25 protein-coding genes are annotated in these 20284 nt (G+C 37.9%); 14 read left to right on the top strand and 11 right to left on the bottom strand.

What is annotated here, in order from left to right; all coding sequences use genetic code 11:
- Nucleotides 1-684 precede the first annotated feature (684 nt).
- From QZ138_RS08770 to QZ138_RS08745, 6 genes are all read left to right on the top strand, one after another.
- Nucleotides 685-975 (top strand): 50S ribosomal protein L21e, encoded by a 291-nt coding sequence (locus QZ138_RS08770; RefSeq protein ID WP_292602050.1) that lies wholly within the window; start codon nucleotides 685-687, stop codon nucleotides 973-975.
- A 5-nt stretch (nucleotides 976-980) separates the two neighbouring features.
- Complete coding sequence (locus QZ138_RS08765; RefSeq protein WP_292888680.1) at nucleotides 981-1325, top strand: RNA polymerase Rpb4 family protein; 345 nt, start codon at nucleotides 981-983, stop codon at nucleotides 1323-1325.
- A gap of 154 nt (nucleotides 1326-1479) precedes the next feature.
- The gene (locus QZ138_RS08760) at nucleotides 1480-2106 is read left to right on the top strand and encodes a DUF655 domain-containing protein (protein ID WP_292602044.1); all 627 of its coding nucleotides are present in this window, start codon (nucleotides 1480-1482) and stop codon (nucleotides 2104-2106) included.
- 8 nt (nucleotides 2107-2114) lie between these two features.
- Complete coding sequence (gene rsmA, locus QZ138_RS08755) at nucleotides 2115-2987, top strand: 16S rRNA (adenine(1518)-N(6)/adenine(1519)-N(6))-dimethyltransferase RsmA (RefSeq protein ID WP_292888678.1); 873 nt, start codon at nucleotides 2115-2117, stop codon at nucleotides 2985-2987.
- A 4-nt stretch (nucleotides 2988-2991) separates the two neighbouring features.
- A complete protein-coding gene (locus tag QZ138_RS08750) occupies nucleotides 2992-3579 on the top strand; it encodes a HemK2/MTQ2 family protein methyltransferase (protein WP_292888676.1) in 588 nt (195 codons plus the stop codon).
- Entirely contained in the window at nucleotides 3579-3746 is a 168-nt protein-coding gene (locus QZ138_RS08745) for a hypothetical protein (RefSeq protein WP_292888674.1), read from the top strand. The genes QZ138_RS08750 and QZ138_RS08745 overlap by 1 nt, the downstream gene beginning before the upstream one ends.
- A gap of 5 nt (nucleotides 3747-3751) precedes the next feature.
- On the opposite strand, the gene dapF is transcribed toward QZ138_RS08745, so the two are convergent.
- The gene (dapF, locus tag QZ138_RS08740) at nucleotides 3752-4612 is read right to left on the bottom strand and encodes a diaminopimelate epimerase (protein ID WP_292888672.1); all 861 of its coding nucleotides are present in this window, start codon (nucleotides 4610-4612) and stop codon (nucleotides 3752-3754) included.
- 9 nt (nucleotides 4613-4621) lie between these two features.
- A complete protein-coding gene (gene lysA / locus QZ138_RS08735; protein WP_292888670.1) occupies nucleotides 4622-5905 on the bottom strand; it encodes a diaminopimelate decarboxylase in 1284 nt (427 codons plus the stop codon).
- A gap of 119 nt (nucleotides 5906-6024) precedes the next feature.
- Here lysA and QZ138_RS08730 point away from each other — a divergent pair, with 119 nt between their 5' ends.
- Nucleotides 6025-6429 carry an NUDIX domain-containing protein gene (locus QZ138_RS08730; protein WP_342765675.1) on the top strand — a complete coding sequence of 135 codons (405 nt, stop codon included), beginning with the start codon at nucleotides 6025-6027 and terminating at the stop codon, nucleotides 6427-6429.
- Here QZ138_RS08730 and QZ138_RS08725 read toward each other — a convergent pair.
- Nucleotides 6426-7586, bottom strand: a complete 1161-nt coding sequence (locus QZ138_RS08725; protein ID WP_292888666.1) for an acetylornithine transaminase — start codon at nucleotides 7584-7586, stop codon at nucleotides 6426-6428. The two genes, QZ138_RS08730 and QZ138_RS08725, sit on opposite strands and share 4 nt — an antisense overlap.
- Before the next feature lie 144 nt (nucleotides 7587-7730).
- Nucleotides 7731-7985, bottom strand: a complete 255-nt coding sequence (locus QZ138_RS08720; protein ID WP_292888665.1) for a hypothetical protein — start codon at nucleotides 7983-7985, stop codon at nucleotides 7731-7733.
- 130 nt (nucleotides 7986-8115) lie between these two features.
- On the opposite strand from QZ138_RS08720, the gene QZ138_RS08715 reads away from it, so the two are divergent.
- The 3 genes from QZ138_RS08715 (at nucleotide 8116) to QZ138_RS08705 (ending at nucleotide 9732) form a co-directional block, all read left to right on the top strand.
- Nucleotides 8116-8547 (top strand): peptidylprolyl isomerase, encoded by a 432-nt coding sequence (locus tag QZ138_RS08715; RefSeq protein WP_292602018.1) that lies wholly within the window; start codon nucleotides 8116-8118, stop codon nucleotides 8545-8547.
- Nucleotides 8548-8893: 346 nt separating this feature from the next.
- Nucleotides 8894-9346 (top strand): hypothetical protein, encoded by a 453-nt coding sequence (locus tag QZ138_RS08710; protein WP_292602015.1) that lies wholly within the window; start codon nucleotides 8894-8896, stop codon nucleotides 9344-9346.
- Nucleotides 9343-9732, top strand: coding sequence for a hypothetical protein (locus QZ138_RS08705; RefSeq protein ID WP_292888664.1), 390 nt, complete (start codon nucleotides 9343-9345; stop codon nucleotides 9730-9732). Before QZ138_RS08710 ends, QZ138_RS08705 begins: the two co-directional genes overlap by 4 nt.
- Here the strand turns inward: QZ138_RS08705 and QZ138_RS08700 are convergent, their stop codons facing one another.
- Nucleotides 9733-11097, bottom strand: coding sequence for an MFS transporter (locus tag QZ138_RS08700; protein WP_292888662.1), 1365 nt, complete (start codon nucleotides 11095-11097; stop codon nucleotides 9733-9735).
- A gap of 54 nt (nucleotides 11098-11151) precedes the next feature.
- Between QZ138_RS08700 and QZ138_RS08695 the strand changes: the two genes are divergently transcribed.
- On the top strand, nucleotides 11152-12021 hold the full coding sequence (locus QZ138_RS08695) for a CPBP family intramembrane glutamic endopeptidase (RefSeq protein WP_292888660.1): 870 nt from the start codon (nucleotides 11152-11154) through the stop codon (nucleotides 12019-12021).
- Nucleotides 12022-12060: 39 nt separating this feature from the next.
- Here QZ138_RS08695 and QZ138_RS08690 read toward each other — a convergent pair whose 3' ends face one another.
- The 6 genes from QZ138_RS08690 to QZ138_RS08665 all read right to left on the bottom strand — a co-directional run bounded on the left by QZ138_RS08690 (nucleotide 12061) and on the right by QZ138_RS08665 (nucleotide 17101).
- Nucleotides 12061-12978 (bottom strand): DNA glycosylase, encoded by a 918-nt coding sequence (locus tag QZ138_RS08690; protein WP_292888658.1) that lies wholly within the window; start codon nucleotides 12976-12978, stop codon nucleotides 12061-12063.
- Nucleotides 12975-13799 (bottom strand): imidazole glycerol phosphate synthase subunit HisF, encoded by an 825-nt coding sequence (gene hisF, locus QZ138_RS08685; RefSeq protein ID WP_292888656.1) that lies wholly within the window; start codon nucleotides 13797-13799, stop codon nucleotides 12975-12977. The genes QZ138_RS08690 and hisF overlap by 4 nt, the downstream gene beginning before the upstream one ends.
- Before the next feature lie 42 nt (nucleotides 13800-13841).
- Entirely contained in the window at nucleotides 13842-14003 is a 162-nt protein-coding gene (locus QZ138_RS08680) for a preprotein translocase subunit Sec61beta (protein ID WP_292601998.1), read from the bottom strand.
- A gap of 69 nt (nucleotides 14004-14072) precedes the next feature.
- Entirely contained in the window at nucleotides 14073-14540 is a 468-nt protein-coding gene (gene moaC / locus QZ138_RS08675) for a cyclic pyranopterin monophosphate synthase MoaC (RefSeq protein WP_292888654.1), read from the bottom strand.
- 4 nt (nucleotides 14541-14544) lie between these two features.
- A complete protein-coding gene (locus tag QZ138_RS08670; RefSeq protein ID WP_292888652.1) occupies nucleotides 14545-15750 on the bottom strand; it encodes a tRNA pseudouridine(54/55) synthase Pus10 in 1206 nt (401 codons plus the stop codon).
- A 1-nt stretch (nucleotide 15751) separates the two neighbouring features.
- Entirely contained in the window at nucleotides 15752-17101 is a 1350-nt protein-coding gene (locus QZ138_RS08665) for a signal recognition particle protein Srp54 (RefSeq protein ID WP_292888682.1), read from the bottom strand.
- Between the two features lie 78 nt (nucleotides 17102-17179).
- On the opposite strand from QZ138_RS08665, the gene hpt reads away from it, so the two are divergent.
- From hpt to QZ138_RS08650, 3 genes are all read left to right on the top strand, one after another.
- Nucleotides 17180-17749, top strand: a complete 570-nt coding sequence (hpt, locus tag QZ138_RS08660; RefSeq protein ID WP_292601990.1) for a hypoxanthine/guanine phosphoribosyltransferase — start codon at nucleotides 17180-17182, stop codon at nucleotides 17747-17749.
- A gap of 1 nt (nucleotide 17750) precedes the next feature.
- A complete protein-coding gene (dph2, locus tag QZ138_RS08655; protein ID WP_292601987.1) occupies nucleotides 17751-18755 on the top strand; it encodes a diphthamide biosynthesis enzyme Dph2 in 1005 nt (334 codons plus the stop codon).
- A gap of 249 nt (nucleotides 18756-19004) precedes the next feature.
- Entirely contained in the window at nucleotides 19005-20081 is a 1077-nt protein-coding gene (locus QZ138_RS08650; RefSeq protein ID WP_292888650.1) for an Ig-like domain-containing protein, read from the top strand.
- Nucleotides 20082-20284 lie beyond the last annotated feature (203 nt).

Raw genomic sequence — 20284 nt, 5'->3', positions numbered from 1 at the left:
GGAAAATCCACATATTATTATGAATGGAAATGCTTTGACGAAAAAATAGGCATGGCCTAAGAATCTCCGGCTTCTACAAGCCGGAGAGGTTCAAAATACCGAAAACACTAAAGCCTGGAACCTACATACTGACTGCAATATACAAAGGCGAAACAAACAAGAATATCGTTAAGGTAAAGCAAAACCTCAAAACCAAAAAATACACAGTCAAGAAATCCGCCAAAAAGCTTGTCATAAAGGCAACACTCAAAAACGGCAAAAAAGCCCTTAAAAACAAAAAGATAACACTCAAACTTAACGGCAAGAAATTCACCGCCAAAACCAATAAATATGGAATAGCAAAATTCACCATCAAGAAAAAGCATATCAAAAAACTCAAAAAGGGCAAAAAATACACAATGAAGGTGACCTACCTCAAAAACACAATAAAAACAACATTAAAAGTCAAACGTTAGAGGAAAATTTATTCCTCTATTTTTCTTATTTTTATCACCAACATGACAATACCCACCAAAAAACTAAAAGTATATTAATACCATTAAACTAAAATTATAATATTATCATATCACTGATGATAATAGTTATTTTCACACTCTATGTTACTAGTATTTATGGGCTTTTTTAATACTAGGTCGCTGATAACATAGACTTATACCCAGACTGAACTGATTAAGAGGTTATATAATGCAAAGATCAAGAGGATTGAAAAGTAGATCAAGAAAAAAAATGACTAAAGTACAAAGACCGGGCAGAACTAACCCAATTACCAACAGACTCCAAAGATTTGAAGAAGGAGATTTAGTTCACATTACTATTAACCCATCCATCCAAAAAGGACAACCTGCTCCTAGATTCCATGGTAAAACCGGTAAAGTTACCGGCAAAAAAGGAAAAGCATACATCGTATCCTTAAAAGATGGAAACAAAGCAAAAGAGTTAATAGTAAGACCTGACCACTTAAAATTACAAAACTGATTTCTATGATTGGAAAAGAAGTTATAAAAAGCGAACCGATACCAAGTTCAAAAGTAAAAGAGATCATTGAAGATTTTGCTGACACCAATGAATTGAATTACCAACAAAATCTTACCCTAAACCACCTTGCAAGATTCAAAAGGTACTCCGCTGAAGACGCAGAAGAAATCTACGAAAAGCTTCAGGAAGAATTTGGCTTAAGGGACAAGGTCGCTGCTCATATTGTTGACATGGTTCCACTCGATTTGGCGGACATGAGATTGATTTTCGCTAAGGAACCAACAAAAACAACCAAAGAGGACATGGAAAAAATCCTCGAAATGTTGGAACAATATGATTATATCGAATAGTATTCCTACTATTCCTTTTTTTATTTATTTTTAAAAATTTCACCAAACCGGCCATTTTTTAGATATATTTATTATACTTAACAATCAAACTTATAAATAAGTTTATATTATATCTGTCAAAGTTATAATAAAAAAAACAATAGTGAGTGATAATATGGATAATAGAAATAAAAAAGAAAATAAACCAACAGTTAAAAAAGAGGAATATGCTGTTGTACTTGATTATCTAAGCCGTGGCTATGTTAAGTCAGATATGTCCAAATTCGGTGGTAAACCTATTGCTCAAGCTATTGGTACAGAACAATTCACTCTTCTTGAATTAGCTCCTAAAAATGGTGTTGATTTGGAAATACAAGACCAAGTATACATTGGAAAAGGAAAAAGAGACAAGATATACAGGGTTCTTGGTAAATTGGATTATGAAAATTTAACCGCAACAGCCAGAATAGAACTGGACTACTCTATTCGTGACATTGTTGAAGATAATGAGGATAAATTTGTTGAATTTTTCAACACTGCAGATTCAGTAAGTACAAGAATGCATTCACTTGAACTGATTCCTGGAATCGGTAAAAAATACATGTGGGACATCATTAAAGCAAGAGAACAGAAACCTTTCGAAAGCTTTGAAGACATTTCAGAAAGGCTCCCTACATTGGCAGATCCAGCCGCAATGATTGTTAACAGAGTAAAACAGGAACTTGACACCACCAAACCAAAAAGAGGTAAAAATAAATATTACCTGTTTACACAACCTCCAAGAGCTGCAAGAAGAAGATAAGTGATAAATTGACAAATGAAAATTCCCCATCCTTATCTAAAACAACAAAAGATATTTTAAGCCAATATGGAATAAAGTTAAATAAAAATCTGGGCCAGAATTACCTTATTGATAAAAACAAAAGGGACCAGATTATTAACTTTGGAGATATCTCAAAGGAAGATGTTATTTTAGAGATTGGAACCGGAATTGGAACTCTTACACTTGAACTTGCCAAAAGAGCCAAAAAGGTAATAGCCATCGAGCAGGACCAGAAGATTTGTGAAATACTCTCCCAAAGGCTTGAAGACGAAAAAATAGATAATGTGGAACTGATTAATGATGATGCGTTAAAGGTGGATTTTCCGCCTTTCCATAAAATCATCTCCAATCTGCCTTATCAAATATCATCACCGATTACTTTTAAATTCCTTAACTATGATTTTGACCTTGGGATTCTGATGTATCAAAAGGAATTTGCCAGCCGAATGAACGGCGAAGTCGGAACCAAAAACTATTCTCGACTTTCGGCAATGCTTTATTTTAAATGCGATGTGGAAAAACTTACTGAAGTGAGCAACGAAAGTTTCATTCCAAAGCCGCAAATAGACTCGACTGTAGTCAAATTGACCCCAAAGGAAAATAGCATATCCGATGAGGACTTCAGGACCTATTCCAAATTTACAAAGGCACTCTTCCAGCACAGAAACAAAAAGATTAAAAATGCCCTGATCGATTCCAGGCATATCATAAGCAATATTGACAAGAAAGTCCTGAAAAAGAGACTGAATGATATAGATGATGAAAAGCTGGAGGAATACCTTAAAAAAAGGGTTGTAGTGCTTTCCCCTGAGGAAATCCTGTTAATATCCAAAAAGCTAAATCCGATTTTTGTTGAGTGATAATATGGGCGAATTTATAATCAATACTCATGATAACGTTTATATCCCCGCCGAAGACAGCTATCTTTTGGCGGAAAATCTGGAAATCAAGCCTGACCAAAGCGTCCTGGAGATTGGAACGGGTTCAGGAATTGTTGCAATGTATGCCTCAAGGCTATCCGACAGCATTACCGTAACCGACATCAATTTTGATGCATGCGAACTTGCACGCAAAAATTTCGAGGCAAATGACATTGAAGGCATTGAGATTCTGTTCGGCAACCTATTCGAACCTGTCGAAAACAGAAAGTTTGATGTAATTCTATTCAATACTCCATATCTACCTACCGAAGAAGGAGAAGTTTTAGACGACACCATAAATTATGCGTTTGACGGTGGACTAAATGGTAGAAAAGTCATTGATCTTTTCTTAGATGAAGTGGGAAATCATTTAAATGATGGAGGAATTGTCCAGATGATACAGTCTTCACTTTCCGGCAATGATGAGACACTGCAGAAATTTGACGAGATGGGTTTTATTGCCGAAATAAAGGCATCAGAACATTTCTTTTTTGAGGATATAACTTTAATAAATGCATATAAGGTGATATAATGGAACAATGGAAAATATCAATACTTACAGGAGTGGCACTGATAATTCTTGCACTGATATTCTCATTTATCAGAGGCGGAATCAGCATATGGATGGCAATAGTTATCGTGCTTGGTGTAATTGATATCATATTTGGAATAATGAGAAAGAAAAAAGAAGGAATATAGAGAATTTAGAATTCTCCATCGAAAACGAGTTTTGCCGGGCCTTCCATGAAAGCGCCTAAGGCATCATCCTTTTCGTATACATTGAATTTTAAGTCTCCGCCAGGCAGGTGGAGCAATACGTTTTCATCAAACAGTCCAAGTTTGAAACCTGAAATTGCAGTTGAGGTTGCACCGGTACCGCATGCGAGTGTGACGCCAGCACCTCTTTCCCAGGTAATCATTTTACCTTCGTTTTTGCTGATTACTTCAACAAAGTGCACATTGATCTTTTCAGGGAACACTTCATGAGCTTCAATCGCAGGCCCATACTTGTTGATGTCCACTTCATCCACATTATCGACAAAGATTATGGCATGAGGGTTTCCGACGCTTATTGCGGTCAAATTGAACTTGGTGTCGATTACATCCAATTCACCATTTAAAAACTCTTCCTTATCAGAAGTCATTGGAATTTCGGGAGTTTTGAATGTTGACAGTCCCATATCGACCTTAAAGAGTACAGGCTCATCGCCGTCAAGGGTGATTTCGATTGTTTTGATTCCTGCCCTTGTCTCAACAGTCATTTTGTCCTGCTTTAAAATGCCTTTTCTGTAGACAAAGTCACCAAAGCATCTTATACCGTTTCCGCACATTTCAGCTTCGCTTCCGTCAGGATTGAACATTCTGTATCCGATGTCAGCAACTTCTGAAGGTTCTACGAACAGTACTCCGTCGCCTCCGACACCGAAGTTTCTGTGGCATAGTATCCTGCATGCTTCCGGCTTGTCAGCTTCAGGAATGACTTCTCCATCGAATTCGTTGATTATTGGAAAGTCATTGCCTATTCCGTGCATTTTTGAAAATTTTAATCCTTTTAAATCTACCATGATATCAACTTATTTTAAATGTGGTGGAACCCTTTGTTTGTCGTATAAGTCTTCAAAAGTTTCCCTTTCACGCACTAAATTGCATTTTCCATCAGTTACAAGTACTTCTGAAGCTAATGGCCTTGAATTGTAGTTGGATGACATTGTAAATCCATATGCGCCCGCATTGAGGATTCCTAAAACATCACCTTCTTCCACATCAGGCATTGGCCTGTCACGTGCGAATAAATCTCCGGATTCGCAAACGTTACCTGCAATATCAACTTCCTGAGTCATTGGAGCATCCATTCTGCTTGCATCGACTATGTGGTGGTATGAATCATACATTGCAGGCCTTAGTAATGTGTGGAAACCTGCGTCGACTCCTATGAATTTCCTGTAGCTTTGCTTTACGCTGTTGACTGTAACCAAAAGCACACATGCATCAGCCACAAGGTATCTTCCAGGTTCAAGATACATTGTAGGATTGCCCATATCATATTGCTCTAGTTTTTCCTTGAAGAGTCCTACATTGACTTCTGCGAATTTGTCAAGGTCAAGGAGATTTTCTTCAGGAGTGTATGGTACACCCACACCTCCACCGAAGTCAACAAACTCAAAGTCTATTCCGGCTTCCTGGTGGACTTTTCCTGCAATGTCCATTGTGGATTCGATTGCCAGTTTGAATGGTTCCGGGTCAAGAATTCCTGAACCGATATGGGAATGCATACCGATTGGCTCAAAACCTAATTCTTTTGCCATTTCATATACTTCGACAGCCTCATTGTCCATGATACCGAATTTGCTCATCACTCCACCGGTAATACAGTGGTCGTGGTGTCCTGCACCAACCATTGGGTTTACCCTGAATGATATTTTCAATCCTTCCGGATCAACCATTTTGGCCAGTCTGTTAAGTGCAGAGACTGAATCGATATTCAGGACTGCACCTTCATCATGAACGAATTTTAATTCCTCATTGGTTATGTTGTTACCTGTAAAGAGGATTCTGTCACCTGAAAATCCAAGCATTTTTGAGATGTGGACTTCACCAGGGGAAACAGCATCAATACAGCAACCTTCAGATTCCAATATTTTCATTACTGCAAGGTTGGTATTTGCTTTACATGCGTAAAATACTTTAAAATCAGGATAATATTTTGAAAAAGTTGAATAAAATTTATTGTAGTTTTCCCTTATCCTATTTTCATCAATCACATAGGTCGGAGTTCCGAATTCTGCTGCAACATCAATTGCATCGGCTCCACCAATGTCTAAGTGGTTTTTATCGTTTACTTTAATATTTAAGTCCATAATCTAAACTCCTTAAAAAAGTTACATTATGTATTTACTTATCTTGTTCGAGTTATTTAAAATTAATGAAGGAAATTGATTTTCCGTTTAAATTATTTAATAGAAGACTAAAAATAATAATCATGAAATCATATGGACTTACAGTAAGAGGCATCATCAAGAACGACTCAGGCGAAATCCTGATTGTCAAAAGGCATCCTAAAAGCAGAACCGACCCTGAAATGTGGGAACTTCCCGGCGGAAAGGTGGAAAAGGGAGAACATTTCGCTGATGCTCTTGTTCGAGAGATTAAGGAAGAAACAAATTTGGATGTGAATGTCGGAGATTTCTGTGAGGCAGTACAAAACGACTATTCCCACAAAAGGACGGTTCAGCTGATGATGTATCTGGATGACGTTGAGGGAAGCGTTGAGATAAGCGAAGAGCACACAGAATATATGTGGGCTTCAATTGAAAAAATAGAAAGTTTAGAATTATCAAGTTCCCTTAAAAAACTTTTAAAAAAAAGAAATTATAAACTTTAGAGTATTTCATCTAAAGCTTTTACAAACTGGTCAATTTCGGATTTTGTAATTGTCAATGGTGGAACAAACCTTAACACCTTGTCGGCGGTGCAGTTGATTAAAAATCCTGCTTCTCTTAATTTGTCGACATATTCTGCGCCAGGCTTGGTCAATTCAATACCTACCATTAAACCTTTACCACGCACATCAGCGATTATTTCCTTATCCAATTTTTTTAGCTCAGATAGGAAGTATTCTCCGACTTCATTGACATTGTCAAGGATATTTTCCTCATCAAATGCATCAAGAACCGCATTAGCAGCAGCCGCAACCAATGGACCTCCACCGAAGGTTGTTCCGTGGTCGCCTGGAACGAATGCACTGGCTACCTTTTCGGTTGCAAGGATTCCTCCCATTGGGACTCCTCCGCCGATTCCTTTAGCCATTGTCATTATGTCAGGTTTTACGTCAAAGAGTTCATGAGCGAAAAGTGTTCCGCATCTTCCAAATCCTGTCTGGACCTCATCGACAATGAATACGATGTCGTTTTCCTTACAGATTTTTTCGATTCCTTTCAGGTATTCGATATCAGGAACGTTGACTCCCCCTTCACCCTGGATAGGCTCTACAATAATTGCTGCAGTATTTTCTGTAACTGCCTCCTTGATTGCTTCCAAATCATTGTATGGCACATTGATGAAACCCTTTGGCAAAATGGATTTGAACGGTTCGTGGTAATGTTCGTGACCGGTTGCTGCAAGTGTCATTATGGTCCTTCCGTGGAATGACTCTACGGTTGAGATGACCTCGCTTTTTCCTGTGTATTTGACAGCTAACTTGATAGCTCCTTCGTTGGCCTCAGCACCGCTGTTTGCATAAAATATTCTGTCAAAACTTGTCATTTCAACTAATCTTTTGGCATAAATCAAAGCAGGCTCGTTGTAGTAGATGCTTGATATGTGAATGAGCTTTTCTGCCTGGTCCTGAATTGCCTTTACAAGTTTAGGATGATTGTGGCCTAAACAGTTAACTGCAATACCTGCAAACATGTCCACATATTCATTTCCATCGATATCCCATACTTTAACACCTTCCCCGTGATCAAGTACGATTGGCTGTCTGGTGAAAGTGTTTATGAAATAATCATCTTCAATCTTAATTAATTCCTGAGTATTCATAATAATCTCCTGATATATTTAATCATTAAACATATTAGATTAAATTAATATAAAATACTTTCCACAGAATCATCTGATAAGTGAAAAGAATGAAGTGATTAGGCATTGGTTTTAAAAAAAATTTAAATAGATGAAATTAATCATCTATTTGACTTTAACGGTTGTTTTAATGGTGTCTTTGAGGTAAGTCACTTTGACTGTGTATTTCTTGCCTTTTTTGAGCTTTTTGATAACATTCTTTTTAACGGTGCCCTTGGCTATTCCTTTTTTGTTGGTTTTGACCTTGTAGGTTTTTCCTTTGAACTTGAAGGTTATCTTTTTGCCTTTGACCTTTTTGCCGTTGATTTTGAGGGTCGCTTTTAATTTAACTTTTTCATCTGAAAAATTTGAAAAATTCATTATTATATAATATATTCACAATAATATTTAACTATTTAAACAATTTAATAAACAATTGAACCTAAAAACATGATTAGTTATTCAAAAACTATTTAATAGGAGTCATTAAATAATAGTATAAGGTGAAAAAATGAAAGTCGCTATAATTGAAACTGACAAAGGTAATATCGAATTAGAATTATTCCCAAAAGAGGCTCCAGGTACTGTAGCCAACTTTGAAAAATTGATTAATGAAGGATTTTATGACGGATTGACCTTCCACAGGGTAATTCCAAACTTTGTAATCCAAGGAGGATGCCCTAACGGAAACGGTACCGGAGGACCTGGATACACCATCAAATGTGAAACCGAAGGAAACCCTCACAGACACGGAACCGGTGCACTATCAATGGCACATGCTGGTAAAGACACTGGAGGAAGCCAATTCTTTATTACACACTGTCCACAACCACACTTAGATGGCGTTCACACCGTATTCGGCCAAGTAATCAAAGGCCAAGACGTTGTTGATGCTATCCGCCCGGGTGACGTTATGAACAGAGTCACCATAGAAGAAAGATAACCTTTCTTTTTACTTCTTTTTTATTTTTATCCATTTTAATTTAGTTAAACAGCTTTTAAAGAAAAAGTTGTATGGATTTGAAAAATTGCTCCCGTTTAAAACTGCTTATTTTAAATATCAAGAATTGCATATTCTTTAATTATCAAAATATCCAAAATCCGAACATTGAATATGCACCATATCATCTCAAAAATCAGATTTTTAGAAAAATTTACAGGTTCATTGCAATATTTATTCGACCGTAAAAACTATAATTTTAGATTTAACAGAAATTTTACAATCTTATAGCAAAATTGAGATATATAAATACATAAAATTTAAATATTGATTAAAACAAAGAGTAATTTTGAATTTAAATAACATTAAGGAGGATAAAATAATGCAACAGAATTATTCTCAAAGATTGGAAATGCAAATTCCACAAGAAAATACATATACTGGATTGACAAAAACTAAAAATATGGATAAAGAACTCGCAAATCTTTCAAAAGATTATAATATTCTCAAAATTGATGAATTAAAAGAATATTTGGAAAAAAATGGTGGATTAATACCATATATTCACTCAATAACTCCTTTAATTAAAGATTATTTCCCTAAAAATGAATTATGCCTAACTTACTATATTGATCCAGAATTTGAAGAGTTGAATCATGCCTTAATTTGTGTGATAGGAAAAAATTCATTATTTGAAAAAGAAAGAGAACTAATGAATCAACTTAATGATAAATTACTATATTTAACTGATTTTTCAACTGATGTAAAAAGTTTAATTTCTGTAAGGCTGTGGTGGTTATGACTGTTTTTGATTGGAAAGAGTTCTACAATGTGGGAAATCACCTTAAAAGTTATTCGAAAAAGGAAGCATACCAACGTTCAGCAATCTGCAGATACTATTATTCATGCTTTGGCCCAGTTAAAAACTATTACGAAAAATCATTTAGGAAAACGCTATCATCAAAAAATGCGCATATCAAATTAATTAATGCATTAAAAAAATCTCCATTTTTTGAAGAGCAAAAATTAGGTGAAAAATTAGTTGAATTAAGAAAAAATAGAAATTTTGCCGATTATAAAACCGAAAAATTGAGTAAAAAATTGGTTATTGATTCTAAATTGGATGCTGAAGAAATTTTTCAAATGTTAGATGAACTTTACAAAAATCCTGTAAGAGTAATGAAATAACTAACTTGTATTAGATTTGATTCCTACAAATGAAGCAAATACTGATGCAATGCACAACACCACACAGATGATGCAAGTTATCTGACAGCTTTGAATCAACAGCGGGTAGTACTGCTCGATTATCGGAACATCACCCATTATGAACGCAAACACCAAAGTCAATATTCCCATACTCATTGCCTGACCGACCGTACGCATTGTCGCAACCGCAGCCGATGCGGCTGAAGTGTCCTTTGGCGGAACGGATCCCATGATTACATTCGTATTCGGCGGTGAAAAGAGTCCGAATGCTACACCGTAAATTACCATAGAGACTATCAAAAATGCCATTGGGGTTGCCGCATCCAGAGATGAGAACAGGAACAGTGAAACAGTCCCAAGACCCATTCCGATTGCCGCAAGGATTTGAGGCACGAACCTGTCGGACAGCCTTCCTGCAATCGGAGCCAAAACCACCTGGCACAATGGAGCCACAAGCAGTATCATTCCTGCAGTCTGTGAATCGAATCCCTTGATGTACTGAAGGTGATAATTAAGGATTGTTGTAACGGCATAGGTTGCCAGATATGCGCACAGTGATGCGAAATTGGCTGAGAGGAACTTGTGATTTTTAAAGAACCTGATATCAAACACCGGATGTGATTGTCTAAGCTCGATTAGTCCGAATATCACCAGGATTATGACCCCCAATACGGTCAGGACCATTCCCAATTGTGTGTTTAAAATGGTAAAGCCGTACATGAAGAGCACCATTCCGATTCCATATGTCAATGATCCCTTGATGTCCAATGGAATGCCCTTAAATGAAATCCATTCCTCATCGATTCTTGTTAAAAGCAATGCCAGAATCACAAAGAGAAACGGAACTCCGAACAGCACTACAGATCTCCAGCCCAGATTGTAATTCAGGATTCCTCCCAATACCGGAGACAAAGAGAGTCCCACATAGACTCCGGTAATGTTTATCCCCAATGCCTTTCCGCGCTCTTCAGGAGGAAATGCGGACACTATCATTGCCATGGAGGTGACATTGATGAAAGCCAGTGCTATTCCCAAGATAAACCTGCAGGCAAGGAACTGTTCCTGAGATGTTACGCAAACATTGACTATGGAAATTATGATAAATAGAATAATGCTTATGTTTGTGACCTTCTTAAGGCCGAATTTTCCTGAAATTTGGCCGGCAGGAACCGAGAGAACAGCCACAACCAACAAAAAAATAATTGTTACCCAGTTTTGAACTATATTGCTCATGTGAAACTCTGTTGCAATTGATGGAATGACAATGGTCACTGCATTGACCGCAAAAACCGTGAAAAATGACAATACCGTACAAATCAATAAGAGTAAATTTTTATTTTCCATCACTATTATATATCCATGATGAAGTTTAAATATTTTTTAAAATATACTACAATTATGAGCGAAAACAAATTTCCGGAATATATCACATTCCCAAGAACCTTCGAAAAGTATAGATGGTACAAACCCATCCTCGTATTCATAATCGGAGCAATTGTATATGCAGTATTGCAAGTTTTATTACTTATGATTTTTAATATTGCCTACGATACGAACACTATTACTCAATTAATAACAGGAGGATACGAGGCCCTAAATTCTGAAGTTGGAAGCTACATCGGTTATCTGTCTGTGGCCATTTTCATTCCTTCACTTTATATTGCAACTAAAATTGTTCGGGACAGGCCGTTTTCTTCCTATTCATCATCACGTGGAGGGTGGAACTGGAAACTCTTCTTTAAGTCACTTTTAATTCCATTGGTAGTATATATAGTCTATGAAATTATACATGCCCTGATTTTTGGACAAAAAAGCGCGAATACACTGACACCTACCTTCTTTTTGATATGCCTGATTATCATACCTTTGCAATGCATTGGAGAAGAATACGTCATGAGAGGTTTGATTATGCAAACCTTCGGATCATGGTTTAAAATACCTGTTCTGGCGATTGTCCTTCAATCCATAGTTTTTGCATCAATGCATCCCTACAGCATCCTGGGAGTAATCGGAGTATTCATACAGGGAATCCTATTGGGATTCATAGCCTGGCGCAGCAACGGTCTGGAAGCTTCTTGCGCACTTCATAGTGTGAATAACCTAATGAGTGCATATTTTGTAGCTTTAGGATTTGAAGTGAGCTCATCTCTAATCACCCCTTACGACTTTGCTTCAACAATGATTGTTAGCACAATCTCAGCATTGGCACTGTATTATGTCGGAACAAAGAAAGGCTGGTTTGAGGAAAAGACAGAGAATCTATGGTAAAATCACTCTTAGTTTTGAGTTCAATAGCTCAAAACCTTATTATTTTTTAAGTTTCTCCATCAGCCCGGACCTGCGGGCATAATGAAACATGTACAATTGGACATATCCTGCATTATCACCAAATTCATCCATTCCGAATTCCCTGACCTTGGAAACACTTATGTCCTTGCCTTCAAAATACAGATGGGACACTATCCTTTTTATCCAGACATCAGACGGGAAGGCTTCCCTGAAGTTGAATCCGTAAAGCAGTATGCAGTCTGCCACCTTCGGACCGACACCCGGAACCTCAAGGATTGTTTCAAAGGCTTCGTCATAACTCATGTTTGAAATTTCCGACAGGTCCATTTCAAGTGTAAACATCTCGCTTGCCCTTCTCATGTAGGGTGCCCTATATCCTACACCACATTCCTTCAGATTATTTTTGCAACTGCAAATATCTTCAATATCTGATGAATTAAATTCATCTTCATCATCCAAATACACATTTCCTAACACGGAACTTTTAGGAAAAGTATAGTATCCGTCATGCTCATTTCCCCATTTTTCCTTCATGCCGGAAATCGATTTTGTCCACCTTTTGATGGAATTGTTTGCAGAACAAATTGATGATATGATGCATTCAAAGGGGTCGGGCGCTAAAAAAAGTCTCAAACCGTTGCAGAATTCGCTCATTTCGGCAAGTTCCGCATGGTTGTGCAAATATTTATAGAATCTGTTCAAATCAAAATCCAAATCATAGATGTAGCTCAATTTGGAAACGGCATCACTTTGAGAAATTTCACCATCGAAATTGAAATCCAAAAAATCGCCTGACTGGCGAACATCAAAAATTACAGGATTATCATCGACCATGACAACCTGCCTGAATGATTCGTCAACCTGCCTCCAAGGGGGCTGTGAAGTCTGGCCGGAAAATTGGGTCAGTTCTAAATCTATTGGAGCTTTGATGATCATAACCTAACAGCTACATTATTTTCTTTTAAGTATTCCTTGACTGTGCCGATTGAATATTGGTTGAAGTGGAATATGCTTGCTGCAAGCGCAGCTGAAACATCTGTCTTTTCAAACACTTCCAAAATATGCTTAGGCTCGCCAACTCCTCCACTGGCAATGACCGGAATGTCAACCGCATCATTGATGGCCTTGTTAAGCTCGATGTCATAGCCGTTCTGGGTTCCGTCGCCGTCCATACTGGTCAAAAGCACTTCACCGGCACCACGGTCCTGGCATTCGATTGCCCACTGAATTGCATCAATGCCTGTGAACTCCCGTCCGCCGTAAATGCTTGTATCAAACCAGCAGTACCCGTTATCTGTTTCTATAACTGTTTTGTCAGGGGCATCATCCGGATGGTCAACGTATCTTCTCTTTGCATCGATTCCTATCACGACTGCCTGGGAACCGACAACCTTTGAGGCCTCGGTCAACAGTTCAGGATTCTTGATGGCTGCAGTGTTGGTTGAGCATTTGTCCGCTCCCGCCTTAAGCATGTTGATGTAGTCGTCGACCTTTCTTATTCCTCCGCCTACACAGATTGGCATGAATACGTTTTCGGTCAATCTGTCAATCACATCGGCCATTGTGGCACGCCTTTCATGTGAAGCGGTAATGTCCAAAACGACAACTTCATCAGCACCTTCCTCATAGTAGCGTGTTGCAAGATCAACCGGATTTCCTGCATATTTGATTTGCTTAAACTCGACTCCCTTAACGACACGGCCTTCAGGAACCTGCAGGTCACAATCCAGACAAGGAATAATTCTTTTGGTCAACATAAAAATCCATAAAAAAAGTAGAAAATTTGTTTAAGAATATTCTTAAGCAGAATATCTTAAAACGAAACATAAAATTGCTAAAATAACTGTAGCAACAATAACGTGTTCAGGTGAAAGTTTTGGACCTAAACTTTCTTCATCAAAGTACCTTACCAAACCTGCACCGGTTTGAGGCATTGAAATCTTATTATCTTTTTTTGCCATAATAATTCTCCATTAAATTAATTGATAAAAATAACTTAATATATCTATTTTTTTCATCATATATAAAGTTTAAATTTTTTCCTTCTTGATAACCTTGATATCACTTATTCTGGTATCCGGATATTGGCCATCCTCATCCTTTTCAACAGCCTTTACCATATCCCATACGGTTAAAAGTGCAACACTGACACCGGTGATTGCTTCCATTTCAACACCTGTCTTGCCTAAAGTGTTAACGGCACATGTTGCAATGATTTCATCATCTTTTACTTCAAAATCAAGTTCTATACCTGTCAAGGCCAACGGATGGCAAAGCGGTATTATTGAAGATGTGTTTTTTACTGCCTGAATTCCTGCAATCTGAGCGGTTGTAAGCACATTTCCCTTTTTTATTTCCTCATTTTGAATCAGACTGATTGTATTCCTGTCCAAAAATATGCTTCCGCTGGCTATTGCCCTTCTTTTTTGATCAGGTTTAGCCCCGACTTCAACCATATGCACTCCGCTTTCTGTCAAATGTGTAAATTCCTCTGCCATATTATCATTTCTCGCTTACTTCAACTACATCCAATTGTTCGCAAATTGCTCCAACACCCAATATTTCACTTACATTAGGCTGGCTTCTTCCTTCATCACCGGAAATCAATTCCTTGATGTAAAGGCCTCCTTCCGTTTTAATGCGCATTTTAAATGTCTTATCGTCAATTATCTCATATTTCAAATCCAAAACATGCTTTATGCGAACCATGTCAGTCCGCCTTCTCAAAACCCTTAATGGGGTTTGCTGGTGAATCTCATTTAATTTTGTCAGCTCTTCCAGCTTATCCGGGTCAAACGGCTCATCGCACTTGACAATCGCCTCATAAACCTTATAGGTGTCAGGGGAGGACTGTTTTATTTCAGCCTTGCGGCCCCTTTCACAGAGTTTCAATCCATGATAAGCGGTTTTACCTTCATTGATTTTATTTATTTCATTTTCTAATTTGGCCAGATCCAAATTTCTAATTCTTGGCTCCTTTATCTCCAAAACAAACGGCCTTCCCGAACCGAGCATCAGTACATCGATATCTTCACGGCCGGCTCCATGGAACTTGGCTTCCTTTCCTTTGGTCAGCTTCAGGAAATGCTCGGAAATAAGCTCCTCAACGGATTCGGGATATTGCTTGCCTGTTCCGTTGCACTCCTCACATCCTCTGCCCTTACATTTGGTGCATGGCCATTTGGTTTGAGGGATTCCGCGCTTATACTTATTGTATTTTCCCTCGACATACAAAGGATTGATTTGAATTCTGACTTTAGGCTCTTTTCTTAAATCTATGTTAAAGACAATGTCCTGCCTTTCAAATTCGGCTTCCTTGTCATACTTTTCCCAGATTCCAAGGCCTATCAATCTGTTGACTTCCTTTTTGATGGTTTCAACGCCCAAGTCAAATTCCTCAGACAATTCCTCGTCACGTTCCTGAATGTCTTTAGGAATCTGTGAGCCCACCAGGAAGGTGTCGAATTCTATGCCCAGCTGGCTGATTTTGGCATCGATTTTATCATATAAGCCATCATCCAACTTATCAAAAATGTTATCGCAAATCACGCAGTCGGCATCATCCAAATCAATGCCCAATTCCTCGCATACCTTGTCGGCACGTTCGATATTGTTGGTGCCCTCTATCGTTTTGGACAGCTTGCGTCCAAGACAATGCTTGCAGATCTTTCCGTCTGTCCTGTTTAGAATATCTTCAGCTAATCTCATGTTATCTCTGCATGAACTGGCCCATCATACGGTTCATGGCTCCGCCCCTCAGGCGTCCGCCACGTTTTCCAATTCCTTTCATTGTCTTTTTGGTGTTGTTGTAATACTTAAGCAATTCCTTGACATCGCTTTCCTGATGACCTGATCCACGGGCAATCCTTTGAATTCTGGACTGCTTAATGATTTTCGGATTGAGCATTTCCTCCTCGGTCATTGAAGACATCATGATTTTATAGGATTCAAGCTTGTCCTCGGTCATCTTTGATGCCTCTTTTGTAATCTTGTTTCCCATACCGGGAATCATGTTGAGCACCTGCTGCATCGGACCCATGCTGTTCATCATTTCAAACTGGTTTTTCATGTCCATAAGTGTGAATTTACCGGTAAGCATGTTGTTCATGGTCTTTTCGGCAACATCCTCATCAATATTTTCCTCTGCCTTTTCTATAAGGGATTTTATGTCCCCCATACCAAGCAGTCTTGAGATGAATCTTTCAGGGTCGAAAGGCTCAAAGTCATCCACCCTTTCACCAGTACCGATGAACTTGATTGGAGCGCCGGTTTCAGCCACTGCTGACATCGCACCCCCACCTTTTGCTGAACCGTCCAATTTTGTAATTATGATTGAACCGATGTCGGTGGCCTGGGAAAATGCCTTTGCCTGCTCTCCAGCCTGCTGACCGATAGTTCCGTCAATTACAAGGATTGCTTCGTTCGGATTGATGATGTTGTCCAGCTCATCCATCTCGGCAATGAGATCAGCCTCTTCCTTGTGCCTTCCTGCTGTATCGAAAATGATGACCTTACGGTTTTTGAACTCCTGCAAACCTTTTTGGGCAAGATCCAAAGCATCCTTGTTGTTCGGATCACCATATAAAGGCACATCCATCTCTTCAGTGAGCTGCTTCAATTGCTCATAAGCAGCCGGCCTCCATGTGTCTGTACATACTACTGCCGGGTTGAAACCCTTTTTCTGCAGATATCTGCATAATTTTCCGATTGTAGTGGTCTTACCGGAACCCTGCAATCCTAAAAAGAGTATCTTATACGGCCTGTCATTGATATCAAGGTCTGCCGCTTCGCTGCCAAGAAGGTTGACCATTTCCTCATAGATGATTGTTATGACATGCTCCCTTGGAGTGATGCCCTTAGGAGGTTCCTCTTCAAGAGCCCTTTCCTCTATTTTCTTTGATAAATCTAAAACTAATTTAATATTAACGTCAGATTGAATTAATGCACGTTGTATATCTTTTACAACTTCTTTTATTGTCTTTTTATCGATTACTGACATTCCTACTAATTTCTTCATGGTATTAGTAAGATTTTCACCTAAATTTCCAAGCATATTAATCACTTCTTTAGAAAAGTTAATTATTATATTAAGATATATTTATATTTAACAAGTTTTAATAATTTTCGTGTGAGTACTATGTTAAAAGAAGTAATAAAATCATTGGAAACATCACCGATTGTTAAAAAAGGAGATTACAATTACTTTGTAAATCCTATAAGTGATGGCGTACCTGCAATGAACCCGTCAATGCTTAGAGAATTGGCCCGTGTAGTTTACAAGTATGCAGATTTAAATATTGACAAAATTGTTGCAGTTGAAGCTATGGGAATACATCTGGCAACAGCGCTTTCCCTTGCAACAGACATTCCTTTTGTGGTAATCCGTAAAAGGCAGTATGGCCTTCCTGGCGAAACCGAAGTTTATCAGAAAACCGGCTATGGCTCATCAAACCTTTATGTCAATGATCTTCATGAAGGCGAAAGAATCCTGCTCATTGACGATGTTGTAAGCACCGGAGGGACACTGGTGGCATTGATTAGGACATTGACCGATATGGGCCTTGACCTGAAATCCGTAGTGGCCATCATCGACAAGGGCGAAGGCAGGAATATCGTCAAAAGGGAAACCGGAGTGGACGTGTTATCTATCGTTAAACTGGATGTAATTGACGGCAAGGTAGTCATTGAAAGCACAATTGAAGATTAAAATGTCAATGTATGATATGGATTTGGACAGGGTAATCCGAAAAATCAACTCGATGGATGCAAAAACTGTAGGGCTGCAGTTTCCGGAAGGCCTCAAGATACAGGCGACAAAGATAGCCAGAGAGATTGAAGCGCAAACCGATGCGATTGTCGTCATCTCAGGAGATCCCTGCTTCGGAGCATGTGATGTCAGCGACTGGAAAATGAAGGGTTCGGTGGACTTGATTGTTCACTACGGCCACACCCCCCTTCCACTGAAATATGAAGTGCCTACACTGTTCATCGAGGCATACTCAAAAATTGACATCAAAAAGGACCTTGAAAAATGCCTGGAAACATTAAAAAGCCACTCAAGAATAGGGCTTGTAACAACAACACAGCACCTGCATCTTCTAAATGAGACAAGGGATTTTCTGGAGGACAACGGCAAGGAAGTCATTCTTGGATCATCCCCCTCAACAAGAAAGGGACAGGTTCTGGGCTGCAACTTCTCATCAATCAAGGACCTTGAAGTGGACGCGATACTCTTTATCGGCAGCGGAAATTTCCACCCATTGGGAATCAAGCTGTTTTCTAATGCACCTGTAATAGCTTTGGATCCATACAACTCTGAAATCAGAAGCATGGATGAGTTTGCAGATAGGATTTTAAGGATACGCTTTGCAAGAATTACAAAAGCACGCTCCGCTAAAAAATGGGGCATTCTGGTATCCTCAAAAGAGGGACAATACAGAATGATGCTTGCAAAGGAAATCAAAAAAACCCTTGAAGATGCAAATATGGAAAGCTATATAATTCTAATGGATAATGTTTCCCCTGATGCACTGCTCCCATATCTTGAATTGGACGCGTTTGTTGTAAGCGCATGTCCAAGAATAGCTATTGATGATTCTCAAATGTATAAAAAACCATTATTAACACCACAAGAATTGGAAATCGTACTTAACAAGCGTGAATGGGAAAACTATCAGTTGGATGAGATTTTATTCCATGAAAGATATGGATGATTGGAAAAAGTTCTCCCTATTCTTAATGCTTTTATTTTTGAAATTGCTATACAAAATCTCGAGTTATTTCTTTTTAATTTAAAATTTGTTTAAATTTCTTATTTTAATTATACAAAATAATAAATATTTTTTAAAGTATTATTTTGAGCTATTCACCACATTATTTTTAAGAGAAGATTAGAAAATTTTAAAAATATTTATATATACAGTACAATCAAATAATATGTATTCAATATAGGAGATAAAAAAATGAAAATTAAACAAAGTTTATTTTTAGTCTTTATGGTTTTAATTTCATTGTGCATCATCAGTGCGGCAAGTGCTGCAGACAATGCAAGTGATGTTGTTGCAGTCACTGATGACGTAACTGAAGTTCAATCCATAGACAATGTTGATGAAAAATTAGCTGTTGAAAATGATGTTGTTTTAGAAGAAAATGCCGACGCTGATAACGAACCAATTCTAGCCGTTGATAATAGCGATAAAGATACTTTAAGTGACAGTGGCTTCACATTTGGTGGAAACGGAGGCAATAGCAGTAGTAAATTTGATTTTTCAAACATTACTTTCGATTTCGGTAACGGTACAAAAATTGATTTAGGAAGCTTATTGAATGGTACTACCATAAGCTTTGGAAATGGTACATCCTTCAATATATCAGACCTACTGAACAGTAACATGACTTTTGGTAACGGAACAAGCTTCAATTTAACCCAAATAATGAACATGACCGGTAACGGAACTGGTTCATTCGACATATCCGCTATTATGGATTTGATTGGAGGAAAAAAAGTTACCTTTGAAGCCGATGATATAAAGCAGACTTATTCCGGACCAGTCAACTTTAAAATAAAAGTCCTTGATGGCGATAAGCCGGTATCACAGCAAACTGTCGTATTTACGGTGAATAACAAGGATTATGTTGGAAGGACTGATAAGGACGGTTATGCAACCCTCTCAATAGATCTGGCTGCAGGCACACATTACGTCTATACTGAATATAATAATGTGATTGGAAAAAATAAAATTGAAATCACAAAAGCAGCCTCCAAATTAACTGCTAAAAAGAAAACCTTCAAAGCAAAAGCCAAAACTAAAAAGTATGCTATTACCTTAAAAGACAATAATGGTAAAGCTATTAAAAATGCTAAAGTTACCTTAAAAGTAAAAGGTAAAACTTTCACTGCTAAAACCAATGCCAATGGTAAAGCTACCTTTAAAATTAAAAAATTAACCAAAAAAGGTAAATACACTGCAAAAGTCAAATTTGCAGGAAACGGCTATTACAGCGCATCCAGTGCAAGTAAAAAAATTACCATTAAATAAGCATTTAGTCAATTAGGGAGCAATAAAACTCCCAAACATTCTTTTTTTAAACTAATTTTCTTGGATATTGTGCAGTTGATACAATTCTATTAAGCTCCACATATCATGCACCGAAACTTAAATGATTTTGGATGAATTTTATTTTTTTCTAAATTTTTATAACATTGTTATTATCATAATAATTTTTCTGCTGAATTTCAGCT

The organism is Methanobrevibacter sp. UBA212 (assembly GCF_905233225.1).
In the GTDB taxonomy this organism is placed as follows: Archaea; Methanobacteriota; Methanobacteria; order Methanobacteriales; family Methanobacteriaceae; genus Methanocatella.
The sequence above is the reverse complement of the archived record's forward strand: the minus strand, read 5'-3'. Positions and strand labels throughout refer to the sequence as shown.

Coding starts and splice junctions, on each gene's coding strand:
- QZ138_RS08680 (WP_292601998.1), bottom strand. CDS start 14,003: ATGGCAAAAAAAGATAATAAGATTTCAATGCCTCAAACCGGTGCAGGT.
- QZ138_RS08760 (WP_292602044.1), top strand. CDS start 1,480: ATGGATAATAGAAATAAAAAAGAAAATAAACCAACAGTTAAAAAAGAG.
- QZ138_RS08725 (WP_292888666.1), bottom strand. CDS start 7,586: ATGAATACTCAGGAATTAATTAAGATTGAAGATGATTATTTCATAAAC.
- hisF (WP_292888656.1), bottom strand. CDS start 13,799: ATGTTGACCAAAAGAATTATTCCTTGTCTGGATTGTGACCTGCAGGTT.
- QZ138_RS08715 (WP_292602018.1), top strand. CDS start 8,116: ATGAAAGTCGCTATAATTGAAACTGACAAAGGTAATATCGAATTAGAA.
- QZ138_RS08705 (WP_292888664.1), top strand. CDS start 9,343: ATGACTGTTTTTGATTGGAAAGAGTTCTACAATGTGGGAAATCACCTT.
- QZ138_RS08765 (WP_292888680.1), top strand. CDS start 981: ATGATTGGAAAAGAAGTTATAAAAAGCGAACCGATACCAAGTTCAAAA.
- dph2 (WP_292601987.1), top strand. CDS start 17,751: ATGTCAATGTATGATATGGATTTGGACAGGGTAATCCGAAAAATCAAC.
- moaC (WP_292888654.1), bottom strand. CDS start 14,540: ATGGCAGAGGAATTTACACATTTGACAGAAAGCGGAGTGCATATGGTT.
- QZ138_RS08670 (WP_292888652.1), bottom strand. CDS start 15,750: ATGAGATTAGCTGAAGATATTCTAAACAGGACAGACGGAAAGATCTGC.
- QZ138_RS08700 (WP_292888662.1), bottom strand. CDS start 11,097: ATGGAAAATAAAAATTTACTCTTATTGATTTGTACGGTATTGTCATTT.
- lysA (WP_292888670.1), bottom strand. CDS start 5,905: ATGGACTTAAATATTAAAGTAAACGATAAAAACCACTTAGACATTGGT.
- QZ138_RS08650 (WP_292888650.1), top strand. CDS start 19,005: ATGAAAATTAAACAAAGTTTATTTTTAGTCTTTATGGTTTTAATTTCA.
- QZ138_RS08720 (WP_292888665.1), bottom strand. CDS start 7,985: ATGAATTTTTCAAATTTTTCAGATGAAAAAGTTAAATTAAAAGCGACC.
- QZ138_RS08745 (WP_292888674.1), top strand. CDS start 3,579: ATGGAACAATGGAAAATATCAATACTTACAGGAGTGGCACTGATAATT.
- dapF (WP_292888672.1), bottom strand. CDS start 4,612: ATGGTAGATTTAAAAGGATTAAAATTTTCAAAAATGCACGGAATAGGC.
- QZ138_RS08695 (WP_292888660.1), top strand. CDS start 11,152: ATGAGCGAAAACAAATTTCCGGAATATATCACATTCCCAAGAACCTTC.
- hpt (WP_292601990.1), top strand. CDS start 17,180: ATGTTAAAAGAAGTAATAAAATCATTGGAAACATCACCGATTGTTAAA.
- QZ138_RS08750 (WP_292888676.1), top strand. CDS start 2,992: ATGGGCGAATTTATAATCAATACTCATGATAACGTTTATATCCCCGCC.
- QZ138_RS08770 (WP_292602050.1), top strand. CDS start 685: ATGCAAAGATCAAGAGGATTGAAAAGTAGATCAAGAAAAAAAATGACT.
- QZ138_RS08690 (WP_292888658.1), bottom strand. CDS start 12,978: ATGATCATCAAAGCTCCAATAGATTTAGAACTGACCCAATTTTCCGGC.